Genomic DNA, 12,978 nt, shown 5'->3' with positions numbered 1-12,978 from the left:
GGTGAACGGCGCGACACCGCCCGGATCGGCTCGGAGGCCGATCCGGGCGGTGCCACCGGGCGCGGTCACCTCAGGTACGGCCCCGCGACGCCGATCTTGCCGGGAGCCGGGTTGCCGGGCAGTGCGAGCACGTAGGCCCTCATGTTGCCCTTGCCGCTCAGCGAGATGGTGAGCGTTCCGCCGGTGACGGTCTTGCTGTCACCGGTGACGGCATCGACGTAGGTGCCGTTGGGGATGCCGGTGAAGGTGGCGTTCCCGGAGACCGAGACCAGCACGAAGCTGTCCACGGACCCCTGAGTGAAACGACGCTTGTAGGCCATGCCGCCCGAGACGCCCTCGGTGGAGTACTGCCCCTTCTGCAGCGCCGGGACGGCCCTGCGGATCTGGTTGAGCCGCTGCACATGCTTGACCAGCGGCTTGTCGAGGGTCTGCGTCACCGTGCCCGAGGCACTGGACACCGTGCCGAAACCGGAGGCGGTGACCGATCCCGCCAGATGGTCACCGAAATAGGCGCGCCCCGTCGTGGCCAGCGGGCAGGTCGGCCCGCAGTCGATCGGCTTGCCCGCCTGAAACTCGATCTCCGAGCCGTAGTAGAGCGTCGGGATGCCGCGGAAGGTCCACATCAGGCTCATGTTCTCCGCCCAGGCGTCGGTGCCGCCGTCGTAGCGGACCGAGGACTTGTTCGGGCCGTAGTCGTGGGAGTCGACGTAGACGGTGTTGTAGGTGGCGTCGTTGTAGCTGTCGTCGGAGTCCTTGCCGTTGTGGAACGCGTTGGACGCCTCGCCGAAGTTCATGTGCATGCGCATGTCGATGACGTTCATGCCGGAGAACCTGCTGTGGTCGGGCGCGTGGTAGGTGTTGCCGTTCAGCGTGGCGTTGGTGCTGGTGGGCTGGTTGCCGGGGCCCATCAGGTTCTCGTAGTCGTACTGCTCGATCGCCGCTCGGACGTCGTCGGCGCTGTACTCTTTGCGCTCCTTCCAGGTGAAGAACTGGGCGGAGTGGTTCACTGAGCCGCGGTTCCACTTGTCGTGCACGAACGAGGCGACCTCGCCGAAGACGTAGAAGTCCTTGGCCTTCTCCGCACCGAACTTCGCGGTCGCGTGCTCGCGGATCGCGGGCAGGAACCGGCGGTTCCAGGTGACCCTGGGGATGTGCACGGCGGTGTCGACGCGGAAGCCGTCCACGCCCATGTCGATGTACTTGTTGTAGACGTCGATCAGGTAGTCCTGGACGACCTTGCTCTCCGTGTTGAAGTCGGCCAGGTCGTCGTGGAGCCAGCAGCTACGGGAGTCCTCGCCCTCCCAGTTGCCGATCCAGCACTGGTGGTAGTAGTTCGCGGGGAACATGCCGGAGGTCGGGTTCGGCCACTGGCAGTTGTAGATGCGGTACCCCTCGGGGCTGCTCCACTGGGTGGGAGTGCCCCAGTTACGGCAGGTGTTGCCGGCCGGCTCGGTGGTGGACCACTGGTCGCCGTTGTACGGCCTGCCCTTGGCCATCGCGTTCTGCGCGGCCGTCAGGTCCGGGGCGTTCCCCTGATGCTCCTGCATCGGGTCGTACTGCCGGCCCGCCACCTTCTCGCTGTAGAGCCACTTCCACTGATCGTCGCGCGCGCCCCACACGGTGGGGGTGAACAGGCCCTTGGCGCCCCAGCGGGAACTGTGGTTGTAGACGACGTCCTGGTAGATCTTGATGCCCTTGGCGTGGGCGGCGTTGATCAGATCCTGGTACGACGTGCCCTCGGACTCCAGGCGGGGGTCGACCCGGTAGAAGTCCCAGCCGTGGTAACCGTGGAAGTCGTAGTCGGAGCGGTTGAGCACGACCGGGGTGATCCACAGGGCGGAGAAGCCGAGGCCCTTGATGTAGTCGAGCTTGTCGACCAGGCCCTTGAAGTCACCGCGGAACATCGGGTCGTTGTTCGCGGCGTTGCCCGACTTCACGTGCTGGCTGCCTCCCCGGTTGTTGGAGGTGTCGCCGTCGGCGAACCGGGCGGTCATCACGAAGTAGATGGAGTCCTCGCGCGGGTCGCCGCCGAGCGGGGTGCCGCCCTTGGGCTCCTCGGGCTTCTTCCCGGTGGTGGCGGTGGCCTCCGCACTCGCCCCGGAGAGGTTGCCGGCGGCGTCCCTGGCCTGGACGGTGTAGCGATAGAGGGTGTTCTCCGCCAGGCCGGTGTCGGAGTGCGCGGTGGCCGTCACCTCGACGACCTTGGTTCCCCCGGTGCCGCCGGTGCGGGTGACCTTGTAGCCGGTCACCCCGACGTTGTCGGTGGAGGCGTTCCAGGTCAGTGCGATCGAGACACCGGTCGCGGCCGCCGTCACACCGGTCGGCGTGCTGGGCTTCTCGGTGTCCGGAACCTCGGGGGCGCATGGGTCGGCGGCGTTGCCGGTCACGACGCCGTTCTTGACGGTGCTGACGCCGGTGCCGATGGTGTAGTCGGCGCCGTTGTTGTTGTCCCAGGTGCCGGAGCCGTTGTTGAAGGCGGCCTTGAGCCCGGTGGCCGAGCCCAGGCTGACGGTCTTCTTGGCCCAGTCGGTGCAGGCGGTCTCGTTCATGGGGACGCCGGGGACGGCGGTCCAGGCGCCGCCGGTGGGCTGGTAGTGGATGTTGGCGGTCGTCCAGCCCTTGGTCTTCTTGTAGAAGTAGACGACGGCCTGGTTGCCCGGTGGTTCGCCTCCCGAGCACGGGTCACCCGACGTCACCTGGCCGCCGGAGACCTTCACGGTCCCGGTGCCGATGGTGTAGTCGGCGCCGTTGTTGTTGTCCCAGGTGCCGGAGCCGTTGTTGAAGGCGGCCTTGAGCCCGGTGGCCGAGCCCAGGTCGACGGTCTTCTTCTTCCAGCCGGCGCAGGCGGTCTCGTTCATGGGGACGCCGGGGACGGTGGTCCAGGCGCCGCCGGTGGGCTGGTAGTGGATGTTGGCGGTCGTCCAGCCGGTGGCGTAGTAGACGGTCACGCTGTTGGCGGCCAGGGCCGCGGACAGCGGGACGACGGCGGAGGTCAGGCCGAAGGCCGCGACGGTGAGCAGTCTGAGGGCGCGTTTGGGAGATGAGCGCATGGGGTTCCTCTGTGTGAGGCGGTGGCGGGATGGTCCGGGGCGCCGGTGGGCGCCCGGGATGGTGGGCCGGGCCGAGGCCCGGCCAGGAGGTCAGCGCCAGCTGTCGTTGCGCGTCGCGGTGCCGCTCGCCGGGATGGTGAAGGACCGGTTGGGGTCGCTCTCCCACGTCACCGAGCCGTCGGGGTTCTTCTTGATGTACTTGTAGGAGACCGCGGTGTTGGCCGGCAGGTTGGCCGTGACCTTCCAGACCGGGTAGTCGGCCGATGAGAGCGCCACCGCGTTGGCGGGGTTCCAGCTGCCCAGTTCGGCGACGTCGCCGACCACGAAGACGTTCTGGCCGTAGGAGGTCGTCACGTTCGCGTTGAAGGAGGTGGCGACCTTACCGGGGTTCACCGTCGGGGTGGGGCTGGGTTCGGGGCCGCAGGGGGAGGTGGCGTTGGCGGTCACGACGCCGTTCTTGACCGTGCTCACCCCGCGGCCGATGGTGTAGTCGGAACCGCCGTTGTTGTCCCAGGTGCCGGAGCCGTTGTTGAAGGCGGCCTTGAGCCCGGTGGCGGTGCCGAGGGCGACGGTCTTCTTCTTCCAGCCGGCGCAGGCGGTCTCGTTCATGGCGACGCCGGGGACGGTGGTCCAGGCGCCGCCGGTGGGCTGGTAGTGGATGTTGGCGTCTGCCCAGGTGGTGGAGTAGTAGACGGTCGCGTCACCGGGCGGCGGGTCGGTCGGCCTGACGCCGCCGACGTGGATGGCGACCGCGCTCTTGCCGGGGACGGTCACCGAGGCGGAGCCGTTCGAGTCGACGGTCACCGTGCCGCCGCCCACGTCGTTGGAGTAGGTTCCGGCGGGCAGGCCGGTGGAGAAGGTACGGGTGACGCTGCCGCCCTCGTTGTTGATCGCGACCCAGCCCTTGTTGCCGCGGCTGAAGGCGATCACGTTGTTGCCGTTGTCGTACCAGTTGCCGACCGAGGTGCCGGCGACGGCGCGGTTGAAGCCGACCATCCCGCTCATCTGGCGGTGGAAGCAGGTCCACTGGCCGTTGCCGCAGTTGACGTCGGTGACGAAGCCGCCGTTGGCGGACGGCGGGCCGCCCTCGCTGTCGCCCCAGGTGAACCCGGAGTAAACGCGCTGGGTGCCGTACGGCCAGGCCAGCATGAAGACGTTGGCCAGCTTGTAGGCGTCGCCGTACTTGTAGTTCATGGTCGAGCCGTTACGCTCGGTGTCGTGGTTGTCGATGAAGACCACGGCCTTGTCGCTGGGCACCGACAGGCCCCAGCTCTGGCCGAAGCTCTGCAGGTTCTTGATCTGCCCGGCGAACTGCTCCTTGAGTTTGCGTCCGTACACGAACTCGTGCACGTCGCCGATCCCGGTGTACTGGCTCGGGGTGATCGCCTCGTTGTCGCCCTGGATGACCTCCTGGTGGATGTAGGGCGAGCCGGTCAGCTTGCCCTTGATCGCGGCCAGGTCGCCCGGGTTGATGTGCTTGGCGGCGTCGATGCGGAAGCCGTCCACGCCCAGGGAGGTCAGCTTGTTGAGGTAGCCGGCGATCTGGCCGCGGACGTACTCGGAGCCGGTGTTGAGGTCGGACAGGCCGACCAGCTCGCAGTTCTGCACCCGCCAGCCGTCGTTTTTGTAGTCGGAGCCGTTGATCCCGCAGGTGGGGGAGTGAAAGTCCCAGGATGAGTAGAGCCCCGGGTAGTTGTACTTGCCGAAGCTGTAACCGCCGTAGCTGGTGCTGCCCTGGCCGGTCATGTGGTTGATGACGGCGTCGGCGTGGACCTTGACGCCCGCCGCGTGGCAGGCGTTCACCATGTTCCTGAACGCGTTCTCGTCACCGAACTTGCTGGTGAGGGTGTAGCGGGCGGGCTGGTAGATGTCCCACCAGACCGAGCCGCCCTTGGACATCGAGTCACTCGGCGGCGAGACCTGCACGGCGGAGTATCCGGCCGGGCCGAGGATGTCGGTGCACTCCCTGGCGACGGAGTTCCAGTTCCAGTTCCACAGCTTGACGATCGGGCCGGGGGTGGGCGGTGCCGCCTGGGCGGGGGTGCTCAGCGCGACGGGCACCACGACCGCGGCGCCCGCCAGCGCGCTTAACGCCGTGGCAACGATGAGTCTGTAGGGTTTCATGAGTGGGGGGCCTCCAGGATCGATGGACGGGTTCCCTGGCCGGGCCGGGTGCTGCAACACCTGGCCCGGCCGTCTTTCCGGGGTATGCGGGGGTCAGGGCTGGACGAAGACGGCGACCGTGCGTGCCGGGACCGTCAGCGTGCCCGTGGCGGGGTCGAACGTCGACTGCTTCACGACGGCGTCGTCGCCGGCCGTCTGGACGGGGTGGAGCGTCACCTGGGTGCCCTTCAGCGCGGCGACGGTCTGCGGCCGTGTCTCGGGGGTCGCGTTGAAGACGACGGTGATCGACTTCCAGCGCGGGTCGATCCCCGAGGCGTCCAGGTGCATGGTCACCACACCCGGGGTCTCCGAGGTGCCGCTGGTCGGGAAGGTCAGGCGCTTCTGCACCTCGGCCAGGCTGCCGAGACCGAAGGCCGGGGAGGACGAGCGGATCTTCAACAGCTCGCCGTAGCGGGCGCGGGCCGCGCCGATCGCCGCGCAGTCCGGCTTCAGCGCCGGGTCGGCGAGCAGCGGCCTGGCGTACTGCCACTTGTCCTCGTTGTCGGCCTTCGGGGGGAGCCCGGCGCCGAAGCCGTTGCCCGCCGAGCAGTCCCAGAGCAGCCGGTTGAACCAGTCGCCGGAGTCGTAGGAGTTGCGGTCCAGCGACTTGGAGCGGAGCCGCTCGCTGCCGGCGTGCACGAACGAGGTGCCCTGCCCGAGCACGGCCGTGGCCAGCGAGAGCGACTGCATGCGCACCCGGTCGGCCATGGTGGTGGCCTGCGGCAGCTTGTAGGCCAGCGCGTCGAACAGCGTCTCGTTGTCGTGGGCGTCGACGTAGGTGACGACCTCGCCCGGCGAGGCGGTGTATCCGGCGGGGGAGCCGTTGTAGTCGACCTGCGAGCCCTTGACCTGTCTGCCGTCCGAGGCGGTGAAGGTGTAGTCGCGGAGGTTGCCGGCCAGCCCGACCTTGATCAGGTCCTGGTAGCCGAGCAGCCGGGCCCGCTGCTGCGCCTCGTCGCCGTTGGCGGGCGACCCATTGGGCGCCCCGGCCAGTCCCGAGCCGAAGCCCTGGACCCGCGGGTCGGGGTCGAACGGGCTGCCGCCGCGGACCGCGTCACGGAGCCGGTCGCTGAAGGTGCCGATCCCGGTGCCCGCCATGTTGGCCTGGGTGGCCTGCTCGAAGCGGGCGTTGTCGGCGACCTCGCCGAAGTTCCAGCCCTCCCCGTACAGGATGATCGACTTCCCGTCCACGCCGTCGCGGGCCACGGTCAGCCTGTCCAGGGCGGCGCGGACCGCGAGCATGTTCGCCTTGGGGTGGTGGCCCATCAGGTCGAACCTGAAGCCGTCCACCTTGTACTCGCGGGCCCAGGTGACGACGGAGTCGACGACGAGTTTGCCCATCATGGCGTGCTCGGGCGCGGTGTTGGCGCAGCAGGTGGAGGTGGCCACGGTGCCGTCGTCGAGCAGCCGATGGTAGTAGCCGGGCACGATCCGGTCGAGCACCGAGGTGGAGTCCTGGCCGGCGGCGTGGGTGTGGTTGTAGACCACGTCCATCACCACCCGCAGACCCGCCCCGTTCAGCCCGCCGACCATGCTCCGGAACTCCTTGATCCGCGAGGACCCCTCGGGGTCGGCGGCGTAGGAGCCCTCGGGCACCGTGTAGTGCAGCGGGTCGTAGCCCCAGTTGAAGGAGTCTCCTGCCGCGGTGCGCGCGACGCAGGCCTGCTGCTCCTCGGAGTCGGGGGGCATCGAGGCCAGGTCGCAGTCGGGCTCGGTCCGCTCCGCCCGGCGCTCGGGGACCGTCGCGATGTCGAAGACGGGCAGCAGGTGCACGTGGGTCAGGCCGTCCTTGGCCAGCCCGCGCAGCTCCTTCATCCCCGCCGAGTCGCCGGTGAAGGCCGAGTAGGTGCCGCGGCTGGAGGTGGGGACCGTCGTGTCGGAGGCGGAGAAGTCGCGCACGTGCAGCTCGTAGATCGACGCCTTCTCCTGCGGCACCGCCTTGGGTTTGGCAAGTGACGACCAGCCGTCGGGCCGCAGGGAACGGTCGGACAGGTCGACGAGCTGGCTGCGGCCCGAGCCGGCGGCCAGCGACAGGCTGTAGGGGTCGGTCACCTCGTTGGTGACGATCTTGCCCTCGGCGGGCGCGTAGACCGTGACCAGGAAGGTGTAGTAGCGGTTCTTCCAGCCCTGCTGTCCGCGGACCGACCAGATGCCGGTGCCGTCGTCGCGCCGCATGGCGTGGACGGTGCGGGCCCCGCCGGAGGGGTCGCGGTAGAGCGCCAGCTCGACCTTGCGCGCCGTCGGCGCCCAGACCGACAGGCCGGGCGTGCCACCGCTCCATGAGGGACCGAGGCCGGCGGTCGCCGCCTTGGCGTGCAGGTCGTCGAGTACGCCGGGCAACTGCACGCCGGTGGCGGCCAGCAGCACGCCCGAGGCGTCGCGCTCGACGGCCACGACCTGGCCGCGCAGTGCCTTTCCGACGAGGTCGGCGTCACGCGGGTCGATCGTGAACGCGGCGTGCCCGGCCAGGTGCGGCCACTTCGCCTGCTGCGCCTCGGTGAGCGCTCCGAGAAGGAGGCGGATGATCCGGATGTCGCCGGTCAGGTCGCCCTTGGCATAGGTGATGTCGCCCTTCTCGGAGAAGGCCAGGGAGTGCCGGAGCGAGGACGACGGCTCGACCTTCCACACCACGGTGCCGCGGTCGATCCAGTGCGCCGAGGACTTCGACAGGTCGGCGTCCGCGCCGCGTGCCGCCGGCTGTGGCAGCAGGTAGCCCTCGGTGGCCGCGATCCGCCAGGCTTCGTGGCCGGTCGCCGTGAGGTCCAGCGCCTGGTTGTCGGGAAGGTCTTTCTCGTCACCCTTGTGGATGATGTAGCTCACGTTCTTGGCCCCCTCGGTCAGGGGGACGCGGAAGTAGACGCCGAAGGCGTCTTCGCCCGTGGGCTGGAGCGGGGTGGCCCACTCGGTGGGCTGGGCCACGTCACCCCACAGGTGCAGTCCCCAGCCTTCATATTTCCCGTCGGGACGGTGGTAGTGCAGGATCGCCACGTTCTCGGCCGAGGCCCGGGTCGGGTGGATCTTCGCCACGCCCGAGACGACGGCGGCCTCCGGCTGGAGTGCCGGGGTGAACGACTGGTCGGGGCCGGGATCCTTGGTGTCGCCCTTGTGGATGATGAAGTTCACCGGCGTCGAGGCGTTCTTCAGCGGGACCTTCCAGAACGCGCCGTAGGAGTCGGTGCCGTCCGGCGGGCGCGGGGTGGCCCACTCGGTGGGCACCCCGTCGGCGAGCCCGTCGCCCCACAGGTGCAGGCCCCAGCCGTCGTAGTTCTTGTCCGGCCTGCTGTAGCGGATCGTCGTGTAGCCCTGGGCGGCCGCGCGGGACAGGTGCGTCTCCGCGTTCCCCTCCGCGAGCCAGACCTCGCCGTTCCTGGCGGGGTTGACGACCCGGTCGCCGCCGTCCTTCTCGTCACCCTTGTGGGCGATGATCCCGACGTTGGACGCGCCGGGCTTGAGCTTGATCCAGGCGAAACGGCCGTAGGCGTCCTCGCCGGTGAGCTTGAGCGGCTCGGCCCATTCCGTGGGGTTCTCGACGTCGCCCCAGACGTGCAGGCCCCAGCCGTCGTAGTTCTCGCGCTGGTAGTGCACGACCAGCCAGTCGCGCTTGACCGCGCCCGGCTCCTCGGGGGTGGGCTCGGCGCCGACGGTCGCCGCCGCGCTCGCCGAGGCGAAGCGGCCCGCGGAGTCCTTCACCACCGCCTTGTAGGAGATCTTCGTGCCCGCCGCGATGCCGCGCAGGTCGTGGAAGACCCGGAAGGTACGGCCCGCGGGGGAGGCGTTCGGCGCGTCGTCGGTGCCGATCACCCGCCAGGCGTCCCCGCCGACCTTGGCGGCGAAGGTGACCTGGTCGAAGCCGCCTCCCGGTACGGTCGCGGTGACCGGGATCCGGCCGTCCTCGGCGGTGCCCCTGATCTCGGCTCCCGGCAGGGCGATGGAGACGGCCGGGGCCGTGGACGGGGCGGTGAGCTTCGCGGACGCCTTGTAGACCACCGCCGACAGGGCGGGGACGGTGAGCGCGAGCTTCGTGTCCGAGCCGGTGGTGAGCGCGGCGGCGCCCTCCCCGTACACCCTGGTGAAGGCGGCGCCCGCGGAGAAGGTGGGCACGCTCGCGTTCGCCGGCTGCTCGGCGTTGTTGACCGCCACGACGTACTCGACCTGCCGCGCGGCGTCGATCCTGGAGAAGGCGTAGACGCCGCCTGAGGCGAGCCGTTCGATCTGGGCGCCGTCGGCCAGGGCCGGGTGGGCGTCGCGCAGCGCGGCCAGGGCGGAGATGCCCCGGTACAGCGGGTGGGAGGGGACGAAGTTGTCGCGCGCGTGGGTCGCGTCGGTACCGATCAGGTCGTCGCTCAGGTAGCTCTCGGTCTTCGAGGCGAACATGGACGCGCGGGCGTCCTGGTCGCCGCCCTTGCCGGTGAAGCCCTGTTCGTCTCCGTAGTAGACGACCGGCTGGCCCCGGGTGAGGTACATCAGCTCGTGGGCGAGCAGGTCCCTGCGGAGCAGCTCGGAGTCGGGCGCGCCGGGGTTGTCCTGGGAGATGAAACGGCCGATGCGGCCCATGTCGTGGTTGCCGAGGAAGGTCGGCAGCGACGCGGCGTTGCTGTCGGCGTCGGTGTGGTAGTCGTCGCCGGCGTACAGCTGGGCCAGCCGCGCCGCGCCCGCGGTGCCGCCGCTGAAGGAACGGGCGGCCTCCTGGAAGGGGAAGTCCAGGGTGGCGTTCATCTGGCCCCGGGTGGAGTAGCGGCTGGTGAAGGCGGGCTCGCTGGAGTAGACCTCGCCGAACATGAAGAACCGCTTGTTGCCGTGCTGGGCCGCGTAGCCGCGCAGGGCCGGGGAGAACTTCTCCCAGAACTCCATGTTCACGTGCTTGGCGGTGTCGATGCGGAAGCCGTCGAGGCCGGTCTCGCGCACCCACGTCTGGTAGATGTCCGTCATGCCCTTGACGACCTCGGGACGCTCGGTCCACAGGTCGTCGAGGCCGAAGAAGTCGCCGTACTGGTCGTTCTCACCGCTGAAGGTGGAGTCGCCCCGGTTGTGGTACATCGTCGGGTCGTTCAGCCAGGACGGGGTCTTGGCGTTCTTGGGAGCGACCGGGGTGTACGGGAACGAGCCGGTGTCCACCTTGGGGAAGGTGTTCTTGCCCGCGTAGGCCCGGTCGTCGAACGGCACGCCGTCGGTGTCGACGTAGGGATAGGCGCCCTTGGACCGGTAGGAGTAGGTCTTCTCCGCGTAGTCGATCACATCGGCCGTGTGGTTGGTGATGATGTCGAAGAAGACCTTCATCCCGCGCCGGTGCGCCTCGCGCACCAGCTCCTTCATCTGGGCGTTGGTGCCCAGGTGCGGGTCGATCCTGGTGAAGTCGGTGATCCAGTAGCCGTGGTAGCCGGCCGAGACGTTCGCGCCGGTGCCCTGCACGGGGCGGTTGACGAACGCCGGAGTGATCCAGATCGCGGTGCTGCCCAGGTTCTTGATGTAGTCGAGCTTGCCGAGCAGCCCCTTGAGGTCGCCGCCCTGGTAGAAGCCCTTGTGGGTCGGGTCGAAGCCGGTGGTGAGCCGGTCGCCGGACAGGCCGCCCCGGTCGTTGCCGGTGTCGCCGTTGGCGAACCTGTCGGTCATCGCGAAGTAGAAGCGTTCGCGGCTCAGGTCGGCGCGGAGCGCGTCGCGGGCGAGGTCTCTGTCGGAGGGCTCCGCCGTACGGCTCAGCGCGGAGACGACCCCGGCCGGGGCCGGGGTCGCCTGGAGCGCGGCGGCGGGTGAGGCGGATACAGCGAGCGAGGACGTGAGCAGGACCGCCGCGACGGCGGCCCCGGCGATGCGGGCGCCTACGCCCGGTCGTGACGTACCCACGCGCCGCGGGGGGAGCGGCCAGACCACCAAGGCCTCCACATATGTCAGTGTTTCGGGGGTGTTGCCCGGAAGTTACTCACTGGAGATGACCTATGCAATGCCTTGCAGAAATTTCCTGAAATATGTTCTGAACCAGCCCTGGGGCGTGGGCCTCCGGCCTGCCGGTCTCCGGACCGCGACCCTTCAGACCGCTCAGACCCTGAGCTTTCAGACCGCGAGCCAGAGCGCGGTGTCGGCGGGGATCGAGCCGTCCGCACCGAGCGGGCCGCTGGAGACCAGCGGCTCGCCGGTCAGGCCGAGCTCCGCCGGGGTGACCGGGCTGTCGCTGATGTTGACCACCACGACCAGGCCGGGCTCGCGGGCGATGACCAGCACGTCCTCCGGCGAGTCCAGCCACTTCACCTGGCCGCCGCCGAGCGCCGGGTGTTCCCTGCGGATCCGCAGCGCGGTCCGGTAGAGGTTCAGGGTCGAGTCCGGGGCGTCCTCCTGGGCATCCGCGGTGAGGAGCTCCCAGGACGCCGGCTGCGGCAGCCACGGCCTGGCGGCGCCCGTCGGGCCGAACCGGAAACCCTCGGTCACCGTTCCGCCCCAGGGCAGCGGTACCCGGCAGCCGTCACGGCTCTCCCCGGTGCGGAGGAACGCCGGATCCTCGCGCAGTTCGTCCGGAAGGTCGAGCACCTCGGGCAGGCCCAGCTCCTCGCCGTTGTAAAGGTACGCCGAGCCGGGCAGCGCCAGCATCAGCAGGGTGGCCGCGCGGGCCCGGCGCAATCCCGTCTCGCCGTCGCCGTACCTGGTCACGTGCCGCCACTTGTCGTGGTTGGACAGCACCCAGGTGGTGGGCGCGCCGACCAGCTCCGCCTCGGCCAGCGACCTGTCGATGACGGTGCGGAACGACTTGGCATGGAAGTCGGCCATCATGAAGTCGAAGTTGAACGCCTGGTGCAGCTCTTCCGTGCCGATGTAGCGGGCCAGCCGCTCCGGCGTGGCGACCCAGGCCTCGGCGACCCCGATCCGGCCTCCCGGGTAGCTGTCCAGGATCGGCCGCCATTCGCGGTAGATGTCGTGCACGCCGTCCTGGTCGAAGTACGGCACGAGCTCGTCGCCGAGCATCTCCGCCTGGCGGCCGTCCTCGTCGCTGCTCCGGCCGACCGACGGCAGCCCTTCGGCCTTGATCATGCCGTGCGCCACGTCGACCCGGAAGCCGTCCACCCCCCGGTCCAGCCAGAAGGTCAGGATGTCGCGGAACTCGGCCCGGACCTCCGGGTTCTCCCAGTTCAGGTCGGGCTGCTCGGGGGCGAACAGGTGCAGATACCACTGGCCGTCGGGCAGCCGGGTCCACGCCGGGCCGCCGAAGATGGACTCCCAGTCGTTGGGCGGCAATTCGCCGCTCTCGCCCAAGCCCTCGCCGAACATGTACCAGTCGCGCTCGGGGGAGCCGGGCCCGGCCGCGAGCGCCGCCTGAAACCGCGGGTGCGCATCGGAGGAATGGTTGGGCACCAGGTCCACGATGACCCGGATGCCCAGTCCGTGCGCGTCGCCGATCATCTGGTCGAAGTCGCCGAGGCTGCCGAAGCGCGGGTCCACGTCGCGGTAGTCGGCCACGTCGTAGCCGCCGTCGGCCAGGGGCGAGGTGTAGAACGGGCTGAGCCAGATCGCGTCCACGCCCAGGGCCTTCAGGTACGGCAGCCTGCTCCGCACGCCCTGGAGGTCGCCGGTGCCGTCACCGTCGGCGTCGGCGAAGCTGCGCGGGTAGACCTGATACACGACCGCGTCGCGCCACCAGTCGTCGTTGCCAAGGATGGTCACTGGTTGTTCCTCCCGGGGATGGTCCGGACCGCAGCTCCCCGCGATGTCCGTTGACGCGAATGGATGTCCGTGATGTCCGGTGAAGGATCCCGTGCGGCTCTGGGGGCGTCAAGCTGGA

General features: G+C 69.4%; 4 protein-coding genes. All 4 read right to left on the bottom strand.

Going from position 1 to position 12,978, the window contains the following annotated elements:
* Positions 1–65: 65 nt before the first annotated feature.
* A complete protein-coding gene (locus tag ABT061_RS21715) occupies positions 66–3,050 on the bottom strand; it encodes a carbohydrate binding domain-containing protein (protein ID WP_350920567.1) in 2,985 nt (994 codons plus the stop codon).
* Between the two features lie 90 nt (positions 3,051–3,140).
* Positions 3,141–5,174 carry a carbohydrate-binding module family 20 domain-containing protein gene (locus ABT061_RS21710; protein WP_350920564.1) on the bottom strand — a complete coding sequence of 678 codons (2,034 nt, stop codon included), beginning with the start codon at positions 5,172–5,174 and terminating at the stop codon, positions 3,141–3,143.
* Between the two features lie 93 nt (positions 5,175–5,267).
* Positions 5,268–11,054 (bottom strand): pullulanase-type alpha-1,6-glucosidase, encoded by a 5,787-nt coding sequence (gene pulA, locus ABT061_RS21705; protein ID WP_350920561.1) that lies wholly within the window; start codon positions 11,052–11,054, stop codon positions 5,268–5,270.
* Positions 11,055–11,261: 207 nt separating this feature from the next.
* Positions 11,262–12,860, bottom strand: a complete 1,599-nt coding sequence (locus ABT061_RS21700; protein ID WP_350920558.1) for a glycoside hydrolase family 13 protein — start codon at positions 12,858–12,860, stop codon at positions 11,262–11,264.
* Positions 12,861–12,978 lie beyond the last annotated feature (118 nt).

This window comes from Streptosporangium sp. NPDC002544, assembly GCF_040295965.1.
Lineage (GTDB): Bacteria > Actinomycetota > Actinomycetes > Streptosporangiales > Streptosporangiaceae > Streptosporangium.
Note: the sequence above shows the minus strand (reverse complement) of the source record. Positions and strands in the feature narration are given on the sequence as shown.